General features: G+C 31.9%; 19 protein-coding genes, 1 other RNA gene and 3 pseudogenes. 20 read left to right on the forward strand and 3 right to left on the reverse strand.

Annotated features, from left to right (window positions below; translation table 11 throughout):
- Positions 1-123: 123 nt before the first annotated feature.
- From BQ9840_RS11940 to BQ9840_RS12010, 15 genes are all read left to right on the forward strand, one after another.
- Positions 124-1,164 carry a sugar-binding transcriptional regulator gene (locus BQ9840_RS11940; RefSeq protein ID WP_077369986.1) on the forward strand — a complete coding sequence of 347 codons (1,041 nt, stop codon included), beginning with the start codon at positions 124-126 and terminating at the stop codon, positions 1,162-1,164.
- Positions 1,165-1,193: 29 nt separating this feature from the next.
- Entirely contained in the window at positions 1,194-2,198 is a 1,005-nt protein-coding gene (gene gap / locus BQ9840_RS11945) for a type I glyceraldehyde-3-phosphate dehydrogenase (RefSeq protein ID WP_077369987.1), read from the forward strand.
- A gap of 67 nt (positions 2,199-2,265) precedes the next feature.
- Positions 2,266-3,459 (forward strand): phosphoglycerate kinase, encoded by a 1,194-nt coding sequence (gene pgk / locus BQ9840_RS11950; RefSeq protein WP_077369988.1) that lies wholly within the window; start codon positions 2,266-2,268, stop codon positions 3,457-3,459.
- A 12-nt stretch (positions 3,460-3,471) separates the two neighbouring features.
- Positions 3,472-4,215 carry a triose-phosphate isomerase gene (tpiA, locus tag BQ9840_RS11955; RefSeq protein WP_077369989.1) on the forward strand — a complete coding sequence of 248 codons (744 nt, stop codon included), beginning with the start codon at positions 3,472-3,474 and terminating at the stop codon, positions 4,213-4,215.
- A gap of 20 nt (positions 4,216-4,235) precedes the next feature.
- A complete protein-coding gene (gpmI, locus tag BQ9840_RS11960; RefSeq protein WP_077369990.1) occupies positions 4,236-5,774 on the forward strand; it encodes a 2,3-bisphosphoglycerate-independent phosphoglycerate mutase in 1,539 nt (512 codons plus the stop codon).
- A gap of 2 nt (positions 5,775-5,776) precedes the next feature.
- Positions 5,777-7,069: a phosphopyruvate hydratase gene (gene eno / locus BQ9840_RS11965; protein ID WP_077369991.1), complete on the forward strand. Its 1,293-nt coding sequence runs from the start codon at positions 5,777-5,779 to the stop codon at positions 7,067-7,069.
- Positions 7,070-7,190: 121 nt separating this feature from the next.
- Complete coding sequence (secG, locus tag BQ9840_RS11970; RefSeq protein WP_077369992.1) at positions 7,191-7,418, forward strand: preprotein translocase subunit SecG; 228 nt, start codon at positions 7,191-7,193, stop codon at positions 7,416-7,418.
- A gap of 20 nt (positions 7,419-7,438) precedes the next feature.
- Positions 7,439-9,454, forward strand: a complete 2,016-nt coding sequence (locus BQ9840_RS11975; protein ID WP_077369993.1) for a sodium-translocating pyrophosphatase — start codon at positions 7,439-7,441, stop codon at positions 9,452-9,454.
- 295 nt (positions 9,455-9,749) lie between these two features.
- Positions 9,750-10,517: an alpha/beta fold hydrolase gene (locus tag BQ9840_RS11980; RefSeq protein WP_077369994.1), complete on the forward strand. Its 768-nt coding sequence runs from the start codon at positions 9,750-9,752 to the stop codon at positions 10,515-10,517.
- Positions 10,510-12,156 carry a UDP-N-acetylmuramoyl-tripeptide--D-alanyl-D-alanine ligase gene (gene murF / locus BQ9840_RS11985; protein WP_369800209.1) on the forward strand — a complete coding sequence of 549 codons (1,647 nt, stop codon included), beginning with the start codon at positions 10,510-10,512 and terminating at the stop codon, positions 12,154-12,156. Before BQ9840_RS11980 ends, murF begins: the two co-directional genes overlap by 8 nt.
- A gap of 24 nt (positions 12,157-12,180) precedes the next feature.
- Positions 12,181-13,347 (forward strand): D-alanine--D-alanine ligase family protein, encoded by a 1,167-nt coding sequence (locus tag BQ9840_RS11990; RefSeq protein ID WP_077369995.1) that lies wholly within the window; start codon positions 12,181-12,183, stop codon positions 13,345-13,347.
- 108 nt (positions 13,348-13,455) lie between these two features.
- Positions 13,456-15,567 (forward strand): ribonuclease R, encoded by a 2,112-nt coding sequence (rnr, locus tag BQ9840_RS11995; protein WP_077369996.1) that lies wholly within the window; start codon positions 13,456-13,458, stop codon positions 15,565-15,567.
- Positions 15,568-15,641: 74 nt separating this feature from the next.
- The gene (smpB, locus tag BQ9840_RS12000) at positions 15,642-16,103 is read left to right on the forward strand and encodes an SsrA-binding protein SmpB (protein WP_077369997.1); all 462 of its coding nucleotides are present in this window, start codon (positions 15,642-15,644) and stop codon (positions 16,101-16,103) included.
- Between the two features lie 5 nt (positions 16,104-16,108).
- Positions 16,109-16,459: a transfer-messenger RNA gene (gene ssrA, locus BQ9840_RS12005) on the forward strand.
- 134 nt (positions 16,460-16,593) lie between these two features.
- A complete protein-coding gene (locus BQ9840_RS12010; protein WP_143254342.1) occupies positions 16,594-17,157 on the forward strand; it encodes a hypothetical protein in 564 nt (187 codons plus the stop codon).
- 43 nt (positions 17,158-17,200) lie between these two features.
- Here BQ9840_RS12010 and BQ9840_RS12015 read toward each other — a convergent pair.
- Positions 17,201-17,791: pseudogene (locus BQ9840_RS12015) on the reverse strand (IS3 family transposase); the annotation flags it as partial.
- A 240-nt stretch (positions 17,792-18,031) separates the two neighbouring features.
- Between BQ9840_RS12015 and BQ9840_RS12020 the strand changes: the two are divergent.
- Together BQ9840_RS12020 and BQ9840_RS12025 are read left to right on the forward strand one after the other, a co-directional pair.
- Positions 18,032-18,463: a DUF1492 domain-containing protein gene (locus BQ9840_RS12020; protein ID WP_077370000.1), complete on the forward strand. Its 432-nt coding sequence runs from the start codon at positions 18,032-18,034 to the stop codon at positions 18,461-18,463.
- Positions 18,464-18,697: 234 nt separating this feature from the next.
- Entirely contained in the window at positions 18,698-19,630 is a 933-nt protein-coding gene (locus BQ9840_RS12025) for an Abi family protein (RefSeq protein ID WP_077370001.1), read from the forward strand.
- A 226-nt stretch (positions 19,631-19,856) separates the two neighbouring features.
- Here BQ9840_RS12025 and istB read toward each other — a convergent pair.
- Both istB and istA read right to left on the reverse strand, forming a co-directional pair.
- Positions 19,857-20,561: pseudogene (gene istB, locus BQ9840_RS12030) on the reverse strand (IS21-like element helper ATPase IstB).
- Positions 20,545-21,833, reverse strand: a pseudogene (gene istA / locus BQ9840_RS12035) (IS21 family transposase). Before istA ends, istB begins: the two co-directional pseudogenes overlap by 17 nt.
- A 355-nt stretch (positions 21,834-22,188) precedes the next feature.
- Here istA and BQ9840_RS12040 point away from each other — a divergent pair.
- The 3 genes from BQ9840_RS12040 (at position 22,189) to BQ9840_RS12050 (ending at position 25,584) form a co-directional block, all read left to right on the forward strand.
- Positions 22,189-22,491 carry a recombinase family protein gene (locus BQ9840_RS12040; RefSeq protein ID WP_097677488.1) on the forward strand — a complete coding sequence of 101 codons (303 nt, stop codon included), beginning with the start codon at positions 22,189-22,191 and terminating at the stop codon, positions 22,489-22,491.
- Positions 22,492-22,976: 485 nt separating this feature from the next.
- Positions 22,977-24,239: a group II intron reverse transcriptase/maturase gene (ltrA, locus tag BQ9840_RS12045; RefSeq protein WP_077370002.1), complete on the forward strand. Its 1,263-nt coding sequence runs from the start codon at positions 22,977-22,979 to the stop codon at positions 24,237-24,239.
- A 55-nt stretch (positions 24,240-24,294) separates the two neighbouring features.
- The gene (locus BQ9840_RS12050) at positions 24,295-25,584 is read left to right on the forward strand and encodes a recombinase family protein (protein WP_077370003.1); all 1,290 of its coding nucleotides are present in this window, start codon (positions 24,295-24,297) and stop codon (positions 25,582-25,584) included.
- The last annotated feature ends 117 nt before the right edge of the window (positions 25,585-25,701 follow it).

Raw genomic sequence — 25,701 nt, forward strand, 5'->3', positions numbered from 1 at the left:
ATTTTTTTAAATGTACTGGGACAAATATCATACACGGGGACACATATGGGCCAACAACTATTGTACTAATTATTTTATTATAAGGCATAATACTATATATGTCTTACATAAGAGGTGTTTTACTTGAGTGATTTAATTGAACTAGAAAAGAAAATAGTGCCTGAAATACTTGAAACCCTTGAAAAAAGATATGAAATTTTAAGGAGCATTTATTATTATCAACCTATTGGGAGAAGAGCACTAGCTAATCATTTGGGTCTAGGTGAAAGAACAGTTAGAACTGAAGTTTCAGTTTTAAAAGAGCAAGGGTTATTAAATATAGAATCTGTGGGTATGTATGTAACTGAAGAAGGAAAGAGTATTCTCATGGATTTAAAGGATGTAATTTATAATATAAAAGGTTTAAAAGATTTAGAAAGAGTGCTTGAGGATGCTTTAAATATTAAAAAAGCATTTATTGTGCCAGGCAATTCTGATGAAGATGAGTTGGTATTGAAGGATATAGGAAAAGAAGCTGCTAAGCATCTAAAAAAGCTAATTAGAGATGATAATATTATAGGGATTACTGGTGGAACAACTATGGAACAGTTTGCTGAAGAGGTAAATAGTGAAAAAGTAGCAAATAATGTTCTTGTTCTTCCTGCTAGAGGTGGGCTTGGCAAAAGTGTAGAAACTCAAGCAAATAGTATTGCAGCTAAGTTGGCTAATAAAATTGGTGGAAGTTATAGACTTTTACATGTTCCAGATATTGTTGGAAAAGAAGCTCAAGATGCTTTATTGAAAATCCCTGATGTTAGAGAAATAGTTAGTATAATTCGCAATTTAGATATTTTGGTATTTGGACTTGGAAGAGCAGATACAATGGCAGAAAGAAGAGAACTTCCAGAAGAAAAGATACATAAACTTATTGAAAATGGCGCTGTTGCTGAAGCTTTTGGCCATTATTTTGATAGAAGTGGGAATACTGTATATGAGTCAATGACTATAGGACTATCACTGTCAGATTATGAAAGAGTAAAAAATGTAATAGGTGTTGCTGGTGGTGAAGAAAAAGCAGAAGCTATTATTTCTATCTGTACTATAAGAGGAGATATGACCTTAGTTACAGATGAAGGAGCAGCTAGAAAAATACTAAGTATTGAAAAAAATAAGCTACATAGTTAGCTAAAATAAATATAAGGAGGAAGATTTATATGACTATGAAAGTTGGTATTAGTGGTTTTGGAAGAATAGGTAGAGACGTACTACGAATCTATATGGAAGAAGGAATAGAGGACTTTGAAATAGTAGCACTTAATGCTTCAGGGGACTTAAATACATTAGCTCATCTATTTAAATATGATTCCCTTTATGGAAAGTTCAACGGAACAGTGGAAGTAGTAGAAGATGGATTTGTTATTAATGGAAAGAAAATAAAAGTAATAGCTCACAGAAATCCAGAGGAAATTCCTTGGAAAGAACTTGGAGTAGAGTTGGTTATTGACTCAACAGGTGCATTTAGAGATAGAGAAGGGGCAATGAAACACATAAATGCAGGAGCTAAGAAAGTTCTTATTACAGCACCAGCTAAAAATGAAGATATTACTATAGTAATGGGAGTAAATGAAGAGCAATATGATCCAGAAAAGCATCACATTATTTCCAATGCTTCATGTACAACTAACTGTTTAGCACCAGTTGCTAAAGTTATTGTAGATGAATTTGGAGTAAAAAAAGGTCTTATGACTACTGTTCACTCCTACACAAATGATCAACAAATTCTAGATAAGAGACATAAAGATTTAAGAAGAGCAAGAGCAGCTGCAGAATCTATTATTCCAACAACTACAGGAGCAGCTAAAGCTGTTGCATTAGTAATTCCAGAACTTAAGGGTAAGTTAAATGGGTTTGCTATGAGAGTACCTACTCCAACAGTTTCAGTAGTAGATGTAGTGTTTGAAGTAGAAAAACCAACAACTGCTGAAGAAGTGAACAAAGCATTAAAAGAAGCTAGTGAAGGAAAAATGAAAGGCGTATTAGGTTTTTCAGATGAACCATTGGTATCTGTAGATTACAAAGGTGATCCACGTTCTTCAATAGTAGATGGATTATCAACAATGGTTATAGATAATATGGTGAAAGTTGTATCTTGGTATGATAATGAATGGGGATACTCACGTAGAGTTGTAGACCTAGCAAGTTATATTGTAAACAAATAGACATATTAGACCGGTCTTGACTTTCAAGACCGGCTTTTACCATTTTAATAATAATAGAGGTGATAATATGCTAAATAAAAAGTCAATAGAAGACTTACAAGTTTCAGGCAAGAGGGTATTAGTTAGATGTGATTTCAATGTTCCGATGGATGAAAACAACAATATTACTGATGATAGAAGAATAACCAGTGCTCTTCCTACAATTAACTACTTGTTAGAACATGATGCTAAAGTAATTCTTATGTCTCATTTAGGAAGACCAAAGGGAGAACCAAATCCTAAGTATAGCTTAGAACCAGTAGCAAAGAGATTATCTGAGTTATTGAATAGTGAAGTTATATTTGCTAAGGATGACAAAGTAGTTAGTGAAAATGTGAAAAATATTGTTGAAAATATGAAAGAAAGAGATGTAGTATTACTTGAGAATACTAGATATAGGAAAGAAGAAGAAAAGAATGGAGAAGAATTTTCTAAGGAATTGGCTTCTCTAGGAGAATTGTATGTAAATGATGCTTTTGGTACATCTCATAGGGCGCATGCTTCAAATGTAGGAGTTTCAAAATTCTTACCTTCAAGCGTTGGGTTTTTAGTGAAAAAAGAAATTGATGTAATGGGAAAGGCACTAGAAAATCCAGAAAGACCTTTTGTTGCTATTTTAGGAGGAGCAAAAGTATCTGATAAGATAGGTGTTATAGAAAACCTAATAGAAAAAGTTGATTCCATACTTATAGGTGGTGGAATGGCTTATACTTTCTTAAAGGCTAAAGGATATAATATAGGTACTTCACTGTTAGAAGAAGACAAGGTAGAATTAGCCAAGGAATTGATGGAAAAAGCTAAAGCTAAGAATGTAAAATTGTTGCTACCAGTTGATACTATAGTAGCAAAGGAATTTAAAAATGATACAGAGTTTAAAACTGTAGAAGCTGAAAATATCCCTAACGATATGATGGGATTAGATATAGGTGAAGAAACTGTAAAAGTGTTTAGTGATGAAATTAAAAATGCTAAGACTGTAGTTTGGAATGGACCAATGGGAGTATTTGAAATGGAAAACTTCAAAAAAGGTACCAATTCAATTGCAAAGGCTTTAGCTGAGACAGAAGCTATAACTATAGTAGGTGGAGGAGATAGTGCGTCAGCTGTAGAAAAGGCAGGTTATGGAGATGTAATAACTCATATTTCTACAGGAGGAGGAGCTTCATTGGAGTTCCTTGAAGGCAAGGTATTGCCTGGCATTGATGCTATAAGTAATAAATAAGGGGGAAAAGTTATGCGTACTCCAATAATTGCTGGAAATTGGAAAATGAATAAAAATGTAAGTGAAGCCTTAGAACTTGTAAAGGAATTGAAGAAAATAGAAAGAAATAAAAATGTGGAAACAGTTCTTTGTGTTCCTTTTACTAATCTATGGCAAGTAAAAAATGAAATAGAAGGAACAGATATTAAACTAGGAGCACAAAATATGCATTGGGAAGAAAGTGGAGCATATACAGGTGAGATATCACCACTTATGCTTAAAGAAATAGGAATAGACTATGTGATTTTAGGACATTCTGAAAGAAGACAATACTTCAATGAGACTGATGAAACAGTAAATAAAAAAGTGAAAACTGCTCTTGAAAAAGATATCTATCCTATAATATGTGTTGGAGAAACTCTAGAAGAAAGAGAAGCTAACAAAGAAAAAGAAGTAGTAAAAAGGCAAGTTATCAAAGCATTAGAAGGTATTGAGGCAAAAGATATTGAAAAAATAGTAATAGCTTATGAGCCAATTTGGGCTATAGGGACAGGTAAAACAGCTTCAAGTAGCGATGCAAATGATATGATAAAGTTTATAAGAGAAACTGTAGAAGAAGTGTTTGGAAAAGTTAGTGAAGATATGAGGATACAATATGGTGGAAGTGTCAAACCTAACAATGTAAAAGAAATAATGGCTGAAAGTGATATTGATGGAGCATTAGTTGGTGGCGCTAGTTTAAAGGCAGAAGATTTTGCAAAACTTATAAATTATTAATTGAGTTTGGAGGCAAAAATATGTATAAGAAAAATCCAGTGATGCTCATGGTATTAGATGGATGGGGATTAGGAAATGAATATGAAGGAAATGCGATTAATCTAGCTAATAAGCCAAATTTTGATAAGTATAGTAAGATGTACCCTACTACTAAATTGAAGGCTAGTGGCATGGCTGTAGGCCTTCCTGAAGGTCAAATGGGAAACTCGGAAGTAGGTCATTTGAATATTGGTGGTGGGAGAATAGTCTATCAAGAGTTGACTAGGATTTCTAAATCTATAAGTGATGGAGATTTTTTTCAAAACGAAGAGTTTCTTAAAGCAATTGATAATGTAAAGAAAAATAATAGCAAAATTCATGTAATGGGATTAGTTTCTGATGGTGGAGTTCACAGTCACAATACTCATCTCTATGGACTTTTAGAATTGTTTAAAAGACAAGGATTAGAAAATGTATATATTCATGCATTTTTAGATGGAAGAGATGTTTCTCCAGTTAGTGGTAGTAGGTTCTTATCTGAATTAGAAGAAGAAATAAGAAAAATTGGTGTTGGTAAAATTGCAACAGTATCTGGCAGATACTATGCTATGGATAGGGATAAGAGATGGGAAAGAGTAAAACTAGCTTATGAATCAATAGTATTAGGTAGAGGAAAATATGATGATAATCCAGTAGAGGCAGTAAAAAAATCTTACAGTGAAGATGTAACTGATGAATTTGTAGTGCCTACAGTAATAACTGAAGATGGCAAAGCTATATCTACTGTTGAAGATGGCGATTCCATAATATTTTTCAACTTTAGACCAGATAGAGCAAGAGAACTTACTAGAGCTATAGTGGATGATGAGTTTGAAGGGTTTAAAAGAGAAAAAAAGGTAAAAACTTATTATGTGACTATGACTCAATATGATAAGACTATTGAAAATGTACATGTGGCTTACAAACCTGAAAAATATAAAAATACATTAGGTGAATATGTAAGTAGTATTGGAATGAAGCAACTTAGAATTGCAGAAACAGAAAAATATGCTCATGTTACTTTTTTCTTTAATGGAGGAGTAGAAGAACCTAATGAAAATGAGGATAGGGTTTTGATTCCTTCACCAAAAGTTCCTACTTATGATATGAAGCCAGAAATGAGTGCTATAGAAGTAAAAGATGAAGTTATAAAAAGATTAGAAATGGACATATATGATTTAATCATATTGAATTTTGCCAACTCAGATATGGTAGGTCATACTGGAGACTTAAAAGCAGCTATCAAGGCTGTGGAAACTGTTGATATTTGTGTTGGTGAGATAGTAGAAGAAGTACTAAAGAGAAATGGAAAATTAATCATTACAGCTGATCATGGAAATGCTGAAAAGATGATTGACGAAGATGGAAATCCAGTAACAAGTCATACAACAAATGAAGTACCTTGTATAGTAATTGGAGAAGAGAATGTGAAGTTGAGAGAGGGAATACTAGCTGACATATCTCCAACATTACTTCATATGTTAAATGTTCAAGTTCCTAAAGAAATGACAGGAAAATCACTAATTGTAGAGGAGGACTAAAAATGACAATGATAACTGATATATATGCTAGAGAAATACTAGATTCAAGAGGAAATCCTACTGTGGAAGTAGAAGTATGGACTGAGTTTGATGCTTTTGGTAGGGCCGAAGTGCCATCAGGAGCTTCTACAGGAGCTTTTGAAGCTGTTGAATTAAGAGATGGTGACAAATCAAGATATTTGGGAAAAGGTGTAATGAATGCAGTAGATAATGTTAACAATATTATTGCACCAGAGATTATTGGAATGGATGTATTTAATCAAGCTGGAATCGATAGGAGAATGATAGAACTTGATGGTACAGACAATAAAGGAAAGCTTGGTGCTAATGCAATACTTGGTGTTTCATTAGCGGTTGCTAAAGCAGCAGCAAATGAATTAGGTTTACCTCTTTATCAATATCTAGGAGGAGTAAATGGCAGGGTACTACCAGTTCCTATGATGAACATATTAAATGGTGGGGAACATGCTGATAATAATGTAGATATTCAAGAATTCATGGTAATGCCAGTAGGTGCAGTAAACTTTAGAGAAGCACTAAGAATGGGAGCAGAAGTATTCCACAACTTAAAAGCTGTGTTAAAGGGTAAGGGACTAAATACAGCAGTTGGAGATGAAGGTGGATTTGCTCCAAATTTAACAAGTAACGAAGAAGCATTGGCAACAATAGTAGAAGCTATTAAAAAAGCTGGTTATGAACCAGGTAAAGATGTATGTCTTGCGTTAGATGTGGCTGCTACTGAATTGTATGATGAAGATTCTAAAATATATAAATTAGCTGGAGAAGGTAAAGAATATACAGCAGAAGAAATGGTTAATTACTATGAAAAACTAATAGAAAAATATCCAGTAATATCTATTGAAGATGGGCTTTCAGAAGAAGATTGGGATGGATGGAAGCTTATGACAGATAGATTAGGTAGTAAGATACAAATAGTTGGGGACGATTTATTTGTTACCAATACTGAAAGAGTTAAAAAAGGTATAGAATTAGGAGTTGCTAATTCAGTTCTTATTAAATTAAACCAAATTGGTACATTAACAGAAACATTAAATACTATTGAAATGGCAAAAGTTCATGGTTATACAGCAGTTGTATCTCATAGATCTGGTGAAACAGAAGATACAACTATTGCAGATTTAGTAGTTGGTTTAAATGCAGGCCAAATAAAAACAGGTGCTCCTTCAAGAACAGATAGAGTAGCAAAATACAATCAATTATTAAGACTTGAAGATATGCTAGGTGAAAATAGTGAGTATAGAGGTTTGAATGCTTTTTATAATATTAAGAAATAATAAATAGTAAGGGGCCCTCCCTTGCTATTTATTTGTTGATTTTATATAACCTGTATGTTAGAATAATATTGTTTATAGAGAGGAAACAATATTTTTCAGATACAGAACAGGAGGTGTAAAAGTGCAAACTTTTTTTTCTATTTTAATATTAGCTTCTAGTTTATTTTTAATTGGTACAATAATGTTACAACCAGGTAAATCAGAAGGTCTTGGTACTATTGGCGGTGGTGCTGAAAAGATTTGGGGTAAAAACAAGGCAAGAAGTTATGAAGATACGCTTAGTAAGCTGACTGTTATATCAGCTATTATATTTATTATTTCTGCATTAGTTTTAGCAGCATTACAATAAAATAAAGGAGGTATAATTAAATGGATACTGCTGTTATTATTGCACCTGTTATTGGTTTACTTGCACTATTATTTGCATTAACAAAAGCAAAATCTATTGACAAAGTAAACCCAGGAAACGAAAGAATGAAAGAGATCGCTTCCTATATTAATGAAGGTGCAATGGCTTTTCTCAGAAGAGAATATAAGTCATTAACAATTTTTGTCGTAGCATTATTTATTATTTTAACTGTAACTATCGGATGGAAAACTGCCGTTAGTTTCTTATTAGGTGCACTTTTCTCTATACTTGCTGGTTATTTTGGAATGAAAGTAGCTACAAAAGCAAATGTAAGAACTGCAAATGCAGCTAAAGAAGAAGGTATGAACAAGGCTTTAAATGTAGCTTTTTCTGGTGGAGCAGTTATGGGAATGTGTGTAGTAGGTTTAGGAATTTTAGGTGTAGGATTGCTATACATATTATTTGGTGATCCTGAAATTATTACTGGTTTTGGTCTAGGTGCATCATCTATTGCACTATTTGCTCGTGTTGGTGGAGGAATTTATACAAAAGCTGCTGACGTTGGAGCAGACTTAGTAGGAAAAGTAGAAGCAGGAATTCCTGAAGATGACCCAAGAAACCCTGCTGTTATTGCTGACAACGTAGGAGACAATGTTGGTGACGTTGCAGGTATGGGTGCAGACTTATTTGAATCATATGTAGGAGCTATTATTTCAGCTATTACATTAGGATTAGTTGCTTATGGTAATGATGGTGTTAACTATGCTCTTGCTTTAGCAGGTGCTGGAGTTATTGCTTCAATAATTGGTGTATTTTTCGTAAGAGGAGATAAAGATCCTCAAAAAGCATTAAATTCAGGTACAGTTGTTAGTTCAATTATTACTATAATTATCGCTTTTATATTAAGTAAACGTATGTTAGGAACTATTAGACCATTTGTTTCAATAGTATCTGGTCTTGCTGTAGGAATTATAATTGCAAAGATAACTGAATACTATACATCTGCTGACCACAATCCTGTTAAAAAAATAGCAGATGAATCAGAAACAGGTGCATCAACTAATATTATAGGAGGACTTGCTACAGGAATGATGTCCACAGCTGGTCCAATTGTAGTTATTGCTGTAGGAATATTAATAGCTTTCTTTGCTTCAAATGGAGCTACAAATGCTGCAGAAGGATTATACGGAATTGCATTAGCAGCTGTTGGAATGCTTTCAACAGCAGGTATGACTATTGCAGTAGACGCTTATGGTCCTATTGCAGACAATGCTGGTGGTATTGCTGAAATGTGCGAATTACCTGAAAATGTAAGAGATATTACTGATAAACTTGACTCAGTAGGAAACACTACTGCAGCAGTTGGTAAAGGTTTTGCAATTGGTTCAGCTGCATTAACTGCATTAGCATTATTTGCTTCATATACACAAGCTGTTGGATTGTCTTCTATAGATTTAACTAGTCCAACAGTAATAGCTGGATTATTTATAGGTGGAATGCTTCCATTCTTGTTCTCAGCTATAACTATGAATGCTGTTGGTAAAGCAGCTTTCAGTATGATTGAAGAAGTAAGAAGACAATTTAAGACTATGCCAGGAATCATGGAAGGAACTACAAAACCTGATTATGGCACATGTGTAGATATCAGTACTCAAGCTGCTTTAAGAGAAATGATTATACCAGGATTATTAGCAGTTGTTGTTCCTGTATTAATAGGTCTTTTACTAGGAGCAGAAGCTCTTGGGGGTCTAATTGCAGGAGCTCTTGTAACAGGTGTTATGATGGCTATATTCATGGCAAACGCTGGTGGCGCTTGGGACAATGCTAAGAAATATATTGAAGAAGGAAATCACGGTGGAAAGGGAAGTGAGGCTCACAAAGCTGCTGTTGTTGGAGATACAGTAGGTGACCCATTCAAAGATACTTCTGGTCCATCAATTAACATATTAATAAAACTTATGACAATTGTATCATTAGTATTTGCCAACTTGTTTGTTAACTATGGTGGCGTGATAGAAAAATTATTTACTAAATAAATTAAAATCCCTCTCGTTGGAGAGGGATTTTAATTTCTATGTATAAAAAAAAGCGAATATATGGTATAATCGTATAGTTAATACTAGTTTCAACAAAGGCAACAATAATTTAATGTATTTTAATTGATGTCTTTGTTATAACCCATAGGAAAGATAAGATTACCTTAAAATAGCTTTCCGAAATGGGTTTCAACAAAGGCAACATTAATTTAGTGTATTTTAATTGATGTCTTTGTTATAATCATAGTGTATAGGTGAATAATATTTATTATAGAAATGCAAGAGGAAGGTATTTATGAAGATTAAAATAGAAGGAATCAACATAAATTATATAACAGAGGGAAGTGGGCCCTGTGTACTTCTACTTCATGGATGGGGAGCAAATATTAACACCATGATGCCCATATTTAACATATTGAAAGATAATTTTAAAGTATATGCCATAGACTTTCCAGGATTCGGTGAAAGTGATGAACCAAAAGAAGTCTTTGGAGTATATGATTATGCTAGAGTGACTAAATCTTTTATAGACAAAATGGGAATGAAAGAAGTTATACTATTAGGTCATTCTTTTGGTGGAAGGGTTTCTATTGTACTTAGTAGTCAATACAAAGAAATGATAAAGCAGATGGTTTTGGTAGACAGTGCAGGCCTTATCCCTAAAAGAGGATTGAAATACTATATTAAAGTTTATAGTTTTAAAACATTAAGGTTTTTATATAATACATTGTTTTTCTGGAAAGATAAAAATGAAAGATTAGAAAGCTTTTATAAAAAATTTGGTTCCCAAGATTATCAAGATTCCTCAGGAATAATGAGAAAAATACTAGTAAAGGTGGTTAATGAGGATTTAAGGCCACTTTTAAAAGAAATAGAATCATCAACTCTTTTAATATGGGGAGATCAGGACACTGCTACGCCATTATATATGGCTAAGATAATGGAAAGTGAAATTAAAGATAGTGGGCTAGTAGTGTTAGAAGGGGCAGGTCACTATTCATATCTAGATGACTTTGGAAGATTTTCTATAATACTTAGAACCTTTTTATTAGGAGGTGAATAAATTGTTAACTAAGATTTTATTTTTAGTTTCAATTGTTTTATGGGCAATATTGTTGGTCTATAGGTCAAAGTTCTTTTTACATATGATGCAATTAGAAGGATATAGAAATAATCAATATAGTAAATGGATGAGTGGCTCTTCAAAAGTTTATCCAGAAAAGCACAAAAAATCTTTTATAGCTATTATTATTATTTCAATAGTATATATAATACTATCTCAGTTTACAAAAAATGATTATATATTATACTCATATGGTTTAGTTTGGATTATTTGTATGTTGACTACATTAGATTTGAAGAAAGAAGAAGCAAAAAAAGAGCTTGTATTTACTCCTAGAGCAAAAAGACTTTTTACATCTAATTTTGTAGTAGTTATTATTCAATTAGTTATAGTTTTACTAATATATAATGGTATAGTAAAAGATAAGGAATACTATTTGCCAATAATATTATTTACACTAGCAGCTATCAACTATTTCCAAGGAAAAAACATGATACTTGCAAATGTATTAGTTAAGCCAGTTGAAAAAAGAGTAAATATGTATTATTTTGAAAAAGCTCGTGACAAAGTAAAATCTATGGACAAATTAAAAGTAATAGGAATTACAGGTAGCTTTGGAAAGACTAGTACAAAATTTATTACAGCGAATGTATTAAGTGAGAAGTTTAATGTTTTAAAAACACCTGAAAGCTATAATACTCCTATGGGAATTAGTAAGGTAATAAACAATGATTTGACTGAAGATGTGGAAGTATTTGTAGCAGAAATGGGTGCAAGAAATATTGGAGATATAAAAGAATTAGGGAAATTAACTAGTCCACAAATAGGAGTTATTACTTCTATTGGTCCAGCTCACTTGGAGACATTTAAAAATATTGATAATATCATGAAAACCAAATATGAACTAATAGAAGAACTACCAGCTGATGGTGTTGCAATATTTAATTATGACAATGAATATATAAAGAAGTTGGCAGATAAAACATTTAAGGAAAAAATATTATATGGAATAGGAGAATCAGAAGAATTAGATATTTATGCCAAGGATATAGAAGTTTCAAAACTTGGTTCAACATTTACTTTGGCTAGTAAAGATGGTGAAGAAATAAGATGTACAACGAAGTTATTAGGTAAACATAATATATACAATTTATTAGCTGGAGCTTGTGTTGGAAAGGCATTGGGTTTGACAATGGATGAAATAAAAAGAGGAATAGAAAAAGTTGAACCTATACCACACAGACTTAATATTATTAATCCAGGTACGGGAGTTATAATAATTGATGATGCATTTAATTCAAATCCTATAGGTGCAAGAGCAGCATTAGATGTATTGAGTCAATTTAAAGAAGGTAAAAAGATAATAATCACTCCTGGTATGGTAGAATTGGGAGAAAGGGAAGAAGAAGCAAACAGAGAATTAGGTGCTAATATAGGGAAAGTATGCGATTTTGCTATTTTAGTAGGGGGTAATAGAACCAAACCTATTTATGAAGGACTTATGGATGTTGGATATAGTAAAGATTGCATATTTGTCGTAAAAAATCTTGACGAAGCTACTATGGAGTTGCAAAAGGTTGTTAAACCTAATGATGTTGTATTGTTTGAAAATGATTTACCTGACAATTATGAGGAATAATTTCCACTTGAGGAGGTTAAAATGATGAAAAAAAGGGTTGGCGTAATATTTGGAGGAAGAAGTGTAGAGCATGAAGTATCTGTAATCACTGGAATTCAAATCATGGAAAACATTGATAGGGAAAAGTATGAAATAGTACCTATTTATATTAATAAAGAAGGAAAATGGTTAACAGGTGATAGCTTATTTAAATTTAAAAACTTTAAAGACAACAATTTAAATGATTTAAAAGAAATAATGATAACTCCAACATACAATGATCACAATTTATATTCTCATCCTGAGAATGTTGGATTATTTGGAAAGAAGATTGTTGACAGTGTTGATATAATTTTCCCAGCAGTACATGGTACAAACGGTGAAGATGGAACAATACAAGGAATATTTGAGTTAATGAATATTCCATATGTTGGTGGAAGTGTATTAGCTTCAAGTGTAGGAATGGATAAAATACTTATGAAAGATGTATTTAAGGCAAATAACTTACCAATTGTTGATTTTATGTGGTTTTATAGATCACAATGGGAAAAAGACAGTGGAGAAGTAGTGAAAAATATAGAAGGAAAACTAAAGTATCCACTATTTGTTAAACCAGCTAATTTAGGTTCTAGCGTAGGTATTTCTAAAGCTGTTGATAATAAGACATTAGTAGATGCAATTGAAGTAGCTATTAGATACGATAGAAAAATAATTATAGAAAGTGCTGTAGAAAATCCAAGAGAAATAAACTGTGCTGTAATGGGTTACAACAACAATGTTAAAGCCTCTCTATGTGAAGAACCTTTAGGATGGAAAGACTTACTTTCATATGAAGATAAATATGTTAAAAGTAATACGAAAGGTGCTAAAGGAGGAACAAGAAGAATTCCTGCAGACCTTGAAGATAATACAAGAGAAGAAATCGAAAGAATTGCTAAAGAGGCGTTTACTTCTATAGATTGTAGTGGAAATGCTAGAATAGACTTTTTACTAGATGCTGATAATAACATATATATAAATGAAATAAATACATTACCTGGATCCATAGCGTATTATCTATGGGAAGGAAAGGGAATTAATTTTAAAGAATTATTAAGTGAAATGATTGAAATTGCAATTGAAATTCATAAGGAAAAGAATAAAAATATGTATTCCTATGATGTAGATCTTTTTAATAAAATTAATTTAAGTGGTAAACCTCAAAAAATGTAAGATATTTTATATATCTTACATTTTATTTATAAATAAGTTAAAACTATAGATAATAGGGTAAAATAAAAACTAACAAAGATATTTTGTAGTGATATTTGGAGGATAGAGATGAAAATAAAAGATAATATTTTAGATTTTATGGAAGAAAAATTGTATAAACCTATGACAAGAGAAGAACTAGCAAATGCATTTGAAATTGATAAAAATGAAGCTAAGTATTTTTATGATGTCATTGAAACCATGGAGAAGGAAGGAACTATAGTTAGAACTAGAAATGATAGATATGGCCTTCCTGAAAAGATGAACTTAATCATAGGTATACTTGAGGGAAATGAAAGAGGATATGGATTTTTAATCCCTGAGGACAAAGAGAAGGATGATATTTTTATTCCAGCTGAGGATATGAATGGGGCACTTCATGGTGATAAGGTAATAGTAAGAATTACAAAGAAAAGTAATGATGGCAGAAGAGATGAAGGAGAAATATTAAGAATATTAGACAGAGCAAACAAATACATTGTAGGAACATTTGAAAGTAGCAAAAATTTTGGATTTGTACTTCCTGATGATTCCAAAATAAGTATGGACATATTTATATCTAAGTCTGATTTCAATGGAGCTAAAACAAATCAAAAAGTAGTAGTTGAAATAACCCAATGGCCAGAAAAGAGAAGAAATCCAGAGGGAAAAATAGTTGAAGTATTAGGATATATAAATGAAAAAGGTACTGATGTACTATCAGTAATCAAACAATATCAATTGCCATTAGAATTCCCAGAGAAGGTACTAGACCAAGCAGATAGAATAGAAGAAAGTGTTTCACAGGAAGAAATATCTAGAAGAGTTGATCTAAGGGGCATGAATACATTTACAATAGATGGACCTGATGCCAAAGACTTTGACGATGCTGTGTCAATAGAAAAAATGGACAATGGGAATTTTAAACTAGGTGTTCACATTGCAGATGTATCTTATTATGTTAATGAAAACTCAGCAATGGATAAAGAAGCGTTTAAACGTGGCAACAGTGTGTACTTGGTAGATAGGGTAATACCAATGTTGCCTGAAAAGTTGTCAAATGGTATTTGCAGTTTGAAACCTAATGAGCCAAGACTTACATTGTCTATATTTATGGAAATAAATAAAGATGGTAAAGTAATAGATCATCAGATATTTGAAAGTGTTATTGAAAGTAAAGAAAGGCTTGTATATGATGATATTTCGGATTTGTTAGAAAAAGATGATGAAAATTTGAAAGAAAGATATGCTCATATATATGAAGATATAAAACTTATGGAAGAGCTATGTCATATACTAACTGAAAAAAGAGAGCAAAGAGGTAGTTTGGATTTTGATTTTCCAGAAGCAATACTTATATTAGATGATAATGGAGTTCCTATAGATATTAGAAAAGAAGATAGGAGAATAGCTAACAGAATGATAGAAGAATTTATGCTAGTTTCTAATGAAACTGTTGCAGAATATATGTATTGGGCACAAGCACCTTTTATATATAGAATTCACGAAGACCCTGACTTAGAGAAAATTTCTGGATTCAATAAATTCATACACAATTTTGGGTATGCTTTGAAAGGTTCTCAAGATATACATCCAAAGGAATTGCAAAATCTTATGAACAAAGTTAAAGGTAAAAAAGAAGAAAACCTTATAAATACATTATTACTTAGATCACTAAAAAAGGCTATATATAGTAGTGAAGTTGATGGACACTTTGGTTTAGCTGCTAATTACTATTGTCATTTTACAGCTCCTATAAGGAGATATGCTGATTTGGAAATACACAGAATAATAAAGGACTATATAAATGGAAAACTTTCTCCAGGTAAAATAGAAAAGCTTGAAGAAGTACTTCCTAAAATAGCTGATCAAGCATCTATAATGGAGAGAAGAGCTGAAGAAGCTGAAAGAGCAGTAGAAGATATAAAGAAAGCTGAATACATGAAAGAGAAGATAGGAGAAGAATACGAGGGATTGGTTTCTTCATTAACTCATTTTGGAATGTTTGTACAGCTTGAAAACACTATCGAAGGATTAGTACATTTTAGTAATATGGTAGATGATTACTACTATTATGATGAGGAAAAATATTATATAATAGGTGAGCTAACTAAAAAAACATATAGAATTGGTGATACTGTAAAGATAAAAGTACTTGGTGTAGATATGCTTAAAGGCACTATTGATTTTGTATTAGTATAAATTAAAATTTTGACATAATGTTGAAAAGATGTTATACTATTAAATAGACTCAAAAAAATCATATGGTGATTAAAATGGTAAAAGATAGTGTAAAAATAGTATCAAGTAATAAAAAAGCTAGACATGAATTCTTTATTGAAGATAGTATAGAAGCAGGGATTGTGCTAGCTGGAACTGAAGTAAAATCAATTAGACAGGGCAGATGTAATATCAAAGAAGGTTATGCCCAAATAATAGACGGGGAAGTCTATCTATTTAATGTGCATATTAGTCCTTATGAACAAGGCAATATATATAATCAAGATCCTATTAGGACTAGAAAACTTCTTCTCCACAGAAGAGAAATAAACAAACTCACTGGATATGTAGCTCAAAAAGGCTACACCTTAGTACCTTTAACCGTTTATATAAAAGATGGGCGAGTGAAAGTTGAACTTGGAATAGCCCGTGGTAAAAAACTCTATGACAAAAGAGAAGATATTGCAAAGAAAGATGCAGAAAGAAAGATTCAAAGACAAGTAAAAGAAAGATATTAATTAATGGGGGCGAATTTGGTTTCGACGGGGATATGGAGTAAGGAGTAGCGAGTCGTTGTCGCCAAGCAACGTTAAAAGTGGCAAATTAAATTAAACGCAAACGATAATTACGCATTAGCTGCCTAATATGGTAGCTCGTCCTTCCCAAGAATCCCACGACTTGAGATAGGGCGCCAACTTAGTGGGGAACCGAGCCTTACAAAGCTTTGAGTAAGGAACGGAAATCATGAAGCTACTGAAGCTTGAACCCTGTCAGTAGGGGTCGAGCAGAGGGAATGGAAAAATACTGACTGCACTCGGAGAAACTCTTTATGAAGTGTTTTCGGACGTGGGTTCGACGCCCACCGCCTCCACCATAAAAGAACTTAAATATTGATACAATAGAAACTCCTTGATTTCAAGGGGTTTTTTAATTTTTGTGGATAAATTTAAGATGGATTTTCTATATTTGCACACAGTAACGCTAAATTATGCACACGGGTGTGCAGTTTTGGTTGGGTGGGTGCACTTTTTAGCGATAAGTGATAGGGTCAAGGCTTGCCCGCATTGTGGCTATCCCTTAATAGAGGATACAGAACCTAAACCTAAACAAGAAGAGATGCATGAAGAACAATCTAAGAAGAAGTTAGATAGGAAAGTATTTATTGGAATGCTAACAATAGCTATTGCAGCAGTTATTATTTTTGGGGTTATATATAATGTTAAAGTAGTGGAACCAAAAAAAGCTTATGTAGAAGCAATCACATTGCTGGAAGAAGGAAAATATGAAGAGGCTAATAAGATCTTTGATACAATCTCATCATATGAAGATGTTTCTACTTTACAAGAACAATTGAAATATGAATCTAGAGTATATGAATGTATTACTTCATTGAAACAGTATTTGAAAAATCCAGACTCATTACAGGTGTATGAAATTGTATTCTATCAGGGAAATCCAGAGGAAGGGCAAGAAACGACTTCTGATTCTTTAGAAGAAATGAAAGAAGGTTCAGAGGAGAATCCGATTTGTGTAATGTATTTTGGAGCTCAAAATGGGTTTGGCGGAAATTGAACAGCCCCCTGTCAAGTAGACAGTGGAAATAATAAAAACAATCTTAAACAGCTAAGGCTCGATATTCCATCGGACTGAGGCTGTTTAGTCTTTTTTGTAATCTCTCATAATTATAAAAATAAATATATTTATCAATATCATTTTTAAGTTCTTCAAATGCGCTATATTTGTTTAGATAATATTTTTCACACTTTAATATTCCCCAATATCCTTCTATTGGGCCATTATCAATGCATCTACTTACTCTAGACATACTTTGTGTCATTCCTGCTTTATCTAATCTCCTTTTGAACCCATAAGATGTATATTGAAATCCCCTATCACTGTGAATCATTGGACTAGCCCCAGGGTTCAAATTTAAAGCTAAATCCAAAGTCTTAAACACTAGTGGATTATCGTTTCTGTGTCCAATTACATAAGCCACTATGCTATTGTCATATAAATCTAATATTGCACTTAAATATGCTTTCTTGCCAGGTCCATATTTAAATTCTGTAACATCTGTAACCCATTTTTCATTTGGCTTTGATGCTGTAAAATCTCTATTTAAGATGTTTTCTGAAACAAATTGTGGTGTTGATTTTACATATCTTTTTTTCTTCTTACGAATTACAGATTTTAGTCCATTAAAATTTTTAGTTTTTCTTCTGCTGTATGCTTGTTTCCTTTAGACATAATAATACTCCCCCTAAGGTATCAGATTTTTATTTTTTAATCTGTCTACCTTAAGGGGAGCATATCACATTTTATAAAACCAAGGGGCAATATAAACTAGATCAAAAGAAAGCTATGAAGAGAATTCTAACTTTAGATAAAGAATTACAAGTCCATATAAATGAAACTTACAATAATGGAAAGATGGGAGGTAAGCCGAATGAACGCTAAGGAATATCTATCCCAAGCTATATGGCTTGATAAAAGTATAAATAATAAGCTGGAGCAAATGGAAAGACTGAAAGCTATAGCAGAGAAGGTTACTGTAGACTTTACTCAGGACAAAGTATCTGGGGGAAAAGCAACAACAAGTCCTATGGAAGATGCTACTGTTAAACTTATAGATTTAAGCTATGAAATAAATGATGACATTGATAGATTAGTAGATTTGAAAAAGGAAATATTAAAAACCATTGGCCAGTTAGAAGATGTTAGTTACCAACTGCTATTAGAAATGAGATATATAAATAATAAGAGTTGGGATGATGTGGCAAGAGACATGGGATATGATAAAAGATGGGTAATGAGACTTCATGGTAGAGCTTTAAAAGAAATTGATGAAATTTTAAAAGAAGCCACTAAAAGCCATTGAAAGCCACTTAATAAATGTAGTATTATATAAGATGTAAAGGTATAGAAAAATCAAGAGAACCATATGCTGTCTGAATATGCCAAGGTTATATCGAATCGATTCCAAGGAAACGCAGCATTCTTGAATACAACCCCCAAAGAGGGCTTTTTTCTATGCCTGGAAAATAGTATGTAGAATTATAGATAATCTGATATAATATTTTTAAGATTAAAAGTTTATATCAGGGGGCAGAATATGAGGAAGAAAAAATTATCGATAGATGAACAAATTGATTATATGAAAGATAAAAGTGGGATACAGTTTAATATAGTCAACGAAGAGGAAGCAAAGAAATTTTTAACAAATAATAATTATTACTTTAAAATAAAGTCTTATGCAAAGAACTATGAAAAATATATAGAAGGTGAGAATGCTGGTAAATATATTAATTTAGAGTTTGCATATCTTAAAGAAATGTCAACACTGGATATGTATTTTAGAAGAATAATTATTAAGATGACTTTAGATATAGAACATTTTTTAAAAATACAGCTACTTAGGGATTTTTCACGTAATGATGAGGAAGATGGGTATAATATAATAGATGACCTATTTGAGAGGTTTCCATACATAGAAGAAAATATTGATAAAAAATCTAAAAATTCTACATGTTCTGATTTAGTAACAAAGTATAAGGGTAACTTTGCAATTTGGAATATAGTTGAGGCCATAGGGTTTGGTGATTTTACGAAGTTATATAGAATATATTATGAGAAGTATAAAACTAAAGGTTCTATGGAAAAACATGTATGGTCTGTACGTTTTTTAAGAAATGCAGCAGCACATAATAGCTGTTTATTAAATAGTTTAAGAACACCTTATAGCAAAAAAATCAATCCAAATATGGAAGTTATAAATTTCATATCTAAGATTGATGGTATTTCTAGAAAAACTAGGCAGGATAAAATGAGAAATCCAATAATACATGATTTCGTTGTCACTTTATATATATTTAATAACATAGCTACTAGTGAAGGAATTAAGAGAAATACCATGGAAGAATTAAAGAATTTAATAGATAACAGATTTACTGCGAATAAAGAATTTTTTGAAAAGAATCAGCTCATTATATCTTATTACGATTTTGTCAAAAAAATCATTGACTATTTTTACGATTTGTGTATATAATACTATCAAGGAACAAAAACTCTTAGGAGTTTTTAGCGAGAAGGTGCCTGCACCTACTCGTATTTTTGTTTTTTAGGATGAAAAGCTCTAGAGCATTTAGCTTTAGAGCTTTTTCTATGCCTAAAATTAGGAGGATGAAACAAATGAATAAATGCAAGAATTGTGTCTGGAGTATAAATGTCAAGATTAAAATGTAACTTTTTGATCATTTAAGAATGTATCTTTTTTACTCATCCTCTTGTTTAAAATGATCTTTTAATCGATATGATTTTCCATTAATAGAAACAACATGAGCATGGTGTAAAATCCTATCTAAGATAGCATTTGCAATAACTGGATCATAGAAAACATCATCCCAAGCATTAAAATTTATATTAGTTGTTAATATCGTACTCTTTTTTTCATATCTCATATCAATAAGTTGAAAAAACAACTTAGAATCTTCCTTATCTATTGGTAAATAACCTAATTCATCTATTATTAGAAGCTTATACTTGCTAAAATGTTTAAGTCTAGCATCTAATCGATTCTCTAATTTTGCATGTTTTAGTTGCTGTAATAAATCATGACATTTTATAAAATATGTGCTATATCGCTTTTTGGCTGCCGCGATACCAATGGATGTTGCAAGATGTGTTTTCCCAACTCCGCCAGATCCTAAAAACACAATATTTTATTGTGAATCTAGGAAACGTAAGGTTAAAAAATCTAGTATTTGATCTTTATTTATACTAGGCTGAAAATCAAAGTCAAAATCTTTAATTTCCTTTTGATGTGGAAAAGCTCCAACCTTAACCATAGATTTAATCATATTTGCTTCTTTAAAATCTATTTCATGATCTGTAAGTTTAATAAGAGCATCTACAAAAGATAAATTGTTTTTGGTTGTAAAATCAATAACTTGGTCTAAATGGTTAATCATTTGTTTCATTTTTAAATACTTCTCCTATCATTTTTAAATTATTTTTAGCCATTTCTATCATCTCATAAGAATTTTGATTTAATGTTAGAGCACTAATTTCAGCATAATGTTCAACATGATAATTAAGTTTTTGATTTTGTATTCTATGAATAGTAACTAAATTTGTGTTATAATACACATGTAGTTGATCATCATATACTTGAAGTTTTAGTCTTTTACCTATATATTCTGGTGGGACAGAATATAAATTTGATTTATATGAAATCATACTTTGGCTATTTACTTTAACAGATGTGGTGATTATTTTATAATGATTTCTTATTTGATCTTTAGGTAGTTCTAATAAGAAATCTTTTTCTTTTTCTAAATGTAATATTGGTATTTTGCCTGTTGATGTATGGCATGTACTGTTAATTCTATTATTTAAATCAGCAACAAGCTTATGTAGCTCTTCATAACTTAAGGTTCCATTATATGCTCTTATTTCATCTAATAATTTCATAGGAGCCTCTACTTTAGCTTTTGTATTAGGTCTTCCTGCTACACAGAGATGTACTCTAAAGCCATAATCATTTGCAAACTGTTGAAACTTATTATTTATTTTTCCTTTAGAATAATTAGTTCTAGGATTATCCATAACAGTTTTCATATTATCTGTTAGTAATTCCTTCGGAACTCCTCCAAATACTTCAAATGCCTCATCTAGAAAAGAAAATAATATATCCTGTGTTTTGTCAAGAGACAACCTATATACTCTAAATCTAGAGTATGAAAGAATTAATACAAAAATATTTATAATAACAACTTCATCTGTATTTAAAACAAAATCAATATTTTCTTTCCAGTCTAATTGTCCTTGTTGACCTTTTTCTGTCTCATACCGCATAGGCGTAGCCTTGGCTATATGTCCTTTTTTCCTATTATTAAAGTACTCATTAAATTCTGAGTGATTAGAAATATATCTTCTAAAAGAAGATTGTGCGCAGTCTAATCCATGATTATCTTTAAGATACTGCCATAAAATACTTGAATTGAATCTTTACCAAGAAGCTCTTTGATAATAGGTTCAAAAGCATCTATTTTGGATTTGCGATTTCTAGTGGTGGGTTTAACATATCCATTTAAATATTTACCTACGGTACGTGGATCAACGCCAAGTTCTCTAGCTATCTGACTTTTGTTTACTTTCAAATTGTTTTCCTCCATAATTAATTTTAATTTATGAAGATCTTCTAACTTATTTATCTTTATTTCAGGATGAACATCTATATGTATAATCATAATTACCTCCAATTTAAATATTGATAATTATACTATACATATAATCAATTTGTACATTCTTAAATGATCACTTTCTTACATTCTTATCGTATCATTTATAAGAAGTAGATAATTTTGATGAAACCCTATTCAATGAAAAAATTGAACATATAGAGATATGTGATTCTAACATACTGAAATTTATATTTAGAGATGGGGAAATTATTCAGAGGACATGGGAGCATAAACCACGAAGTAAAAGCTGGGATGAAGAAGCTCGTCAAGGGGCAAGAGAAAGGGCATTAAAACAATGGGAGGAGAGAAATCATGGAGGTAGTAAGAACGGTAACGGTTATACCTGCCAAGAATAATAGCTATGAAAGTTTCAAGGAAAATAGGCCCATTAAGAAAAAAAGTAGCTGCTTATGCAAGAGTCTCAACCAATTTTGATGAACAGGTTTCTAGCTTTGAAGCACAAAGAGATTATTATACAAACCATATTAAATCAAAACCAGAATGGCAGTTTGTGGGAGTATATACCGATGAAGGGATATCAGCTACTAGCACCAAGAATAGAGATGGTTTTAATCAAATGATTGAGGATGCAATGGATGGGAAGATTGACCTTATAATAACTAAATCGGTATCTAGATTCGCTAGGAATAGTGCGTCCAGCTAACGCTAAATATATAGCAGGTGGGAATCCTGTCTGGTAAGGTCTAGCCAACCGCCAGTACTCAGCCTTGGAGCCGAAGTGGCGACACTAGGTTTAAGCGTAGGCAGTAGGAGCAATCGAGCCGCAATCCGAAAGGGTGAAGCGATACAGCCCCGTTAGCGAACATAAATACAGAAGCCGATGTACTTGTTTCTACAGTAGGCAACAATAGTATTATCATTAATGGCAAGAAAATACTATTTCTGTCGGGGTCGGAGAGCGTGGCGAGTTTGACATTGATATATTTAGTGGACTGGAGAGGTCTTGCATATTCCATAAAAGGTAATGAATAATACAAGAATGAAAGAGGTCAAGATTATTCACAAGATATGCAAGAAGTCGGATTAGTTCATAGTACCAATGAAGCGAGTAATGACCGTGGAGGGAAGGGACTAACATAGAAATCGCCTTTAAATAGGCAACATTATCACACGAGAGGTGAGAAAATAATGACAAATGAATATTTAAAGATAGTTGAACAAGTGGGAAAGTATAAAACAGTGCAAAATATAATGCACCATGTAAACAAAGAAACTTTATACCTAAAACACAAAGCACAAATAAGGAAAAAGGCACCAGGAATAGATGGCATAACAAAGATAGAATATGACCAAAATATTGAAGATAACCTTGAAAAGTTAATGGGAAAGATGAAAAGATTTTCATATAAACCACAACCAGTAAGAAGAGTATATATACCTAAAATGGCTAGTGACAAACTAAGACCATTAGGTATACCATCTTATGAAGATAAACTTGTGCAAGGTGTTATGGCAGATATTTTAAATATAATCTATGAGCCTAAGTTTTTAGATATATCCTATGGCTTTCGTCCAAAAAGAAGTTGTCATCAAGCAATACTTGATTTAGATAAGAAAATTATGAGAGAGCCAGTGAACTACATTGTTGATGTTGACATAAAAGGATTTTTCGATAATGTAAATCATGAATGGATGATAAAATTCTTAGAACATGATATAGAGGATAAGAACTTCATTAGATATATTAAAAGATTTCTAAGAAGTGGAATAATGGAAGAAGGTAAATTTATAGAAAGTGATAAAGGAACTCCACAAGGTGGTTTAATATCACCAATACTTGCCAATGTCTACCTACACTATGTGCTTGATTTATGGTTTGAAAAGGTAATAAAGAAAGAATGTTACTATGCCAGTATGGTAAGATATGCTGATGATTTTGTATGCTGTTTTAGACACGAGAGGGAGGCTAAGATGTTCTTAGTTAAACTTAAAGAAAGGCTACTAAAATTTGGTTTAGAAGTAGCAGAAGATAAAACCAAGATAATGAAATTTGGAAGATTTCAAAAATCCAAAGAAACTTTTGACTTTCTAGGATTTACACATCTAAATGGTGTAAATAGAAGAGGAAACTATAAACTAATACATCATACATCAAGTAAAAAGCTTAAAGCAAAAATGCAGGCAGCAAAACAATGGCTATATGAACATTTTCACGAGAAACCTTCAGAGATAATTGAAAAGTTAAATGTGAAACTAATTGGTCATTATAGATATTATGGAATTTCTGATAATCATAATAAGTTAAGGAGATTTCAAAATTACTGCCGTAGGCAATTGTTTATAGCACTTAACAGAAGAAGTCAAAAGAAATTAACTTGGGAGAAATACCTAAATATATTAAAATACAACCCAATAGTAGAGCCGAAAATATATGTTTCTACTTGGCAATAAATGATTTTTATGAAGAGCCGTATGCGGGAAAACTGCACGTACGGTTCTGTGAGGGGTGGCAGTAATAGAAATATTATGGAAGCCGTCTACTCGACCTGTAGATACTTTAACTACTGTAAGGAAATTAAAAGAAAATGGAGTTGAAGTATATTTCGAGAAAGAAAATATTTTTACAATGGATAGTAAAGGTGAACTTCTAATAACCATAATGAGTTCTCTAGCTCAAGAGGAAAGCCGCTCAATTTCTGAAAATGTAACATGGGGACATAGGAAAAGATTTTCAGATGGAAAAGTAAGCCTTCCATATGGCCAATTCCTTGGATATGAAAAAGGTGAGGATGGCCTTCCTAAAATAGTAGAAAAGGAAGCAGAAATTGTTAGAAAGATTTATAGATTGTTTCTTAAAGGAAAGACTCCTTCAGGTATAGCTAAAGAACTTACAGAAGAAAACATACCAACTCCTGGAGGAAAGAAAGTATGGTGTAGTTCAACGGTACAAAGCATTTTACAAAATGAAAAATATAAAGGGGATGCACTATTACAAAAGTCTTATACAGTTGATTTTCTAACAAAGAAGAAAAAGATTAATGAAGGAGAAGTTCCACAATATTATGTAGAGAATAGCCATCCAGCTATTATTGAACCAGAAACCTTTGACCTAGTGCAACTTGAGATGAAAAAACGAAAGGAAGCAAAAGGCTACAAGACAGGAGGAAGCTGCTTTTCTGGAAAATTAGTATGTGGTGAATGTGGAAGCTTTTATGGAAGTAAAGTTTGGCACTCAAATAGTAAATATAAAAGAACCATATGGCAATGCAACTACAAGTTTAAGAATGAAAAGAAATGCAAGACTCCACACATCTATGAAGACCAGATTAAAGAAGCATTTATAAAAGCTTTTAATAGCTTAATAGAAGATAAAGAAGAAATTATAACGGGCTATGAAGTTATATTAGAAGAACTTCTAGACACAACAAAGCTTGAAAAGAAGGCAGCTAATATTCAAAATGAGATGGAAGTTGTAGAAGAATTATTTAGAAAAATGGTTGATGAGAATTCTAGAAAGACTATGGACCAAAAGGAATACTCAAAAAAGTATAATGAGTTAGCTGAAAGATATAAAAAGGCTCAAGATGAATTAACCGAAGTTGAAGAAAAGCATCAAGAAAACAAAGTTAGAAAAGATAGCATAGATACCTTTATAGACAGACTTAAAAGCCAAGAAACAATTTTAACAGATTTCGATGAAGCTTTATGGACATCTACTATAGATAAGGTAGTTATTGAAAATGATATTACATTCCACTTCAAGGATGGAACAGAAATTAGACAGGAATTATCATAAAAAACTAGACCCTGCTGGTTTAAAGGTTATAAGGCCTTAGACTAGCGGGTTATTTTTTATTTCAAATAAAATTTAATAGAAATTAGCTAATATATTTGATAGAATAAAAGAAATCAA

It is taken from the genome of Anaerosalibacter sp. Marseille-P3206, from assembly GCF_900155565.1.
Taxonomy (GTDB): domain Bacteria; phylum Bacillota; class Clostridia; order Tissierellales; family Sporanaerobacteraceae; genus FUHM01.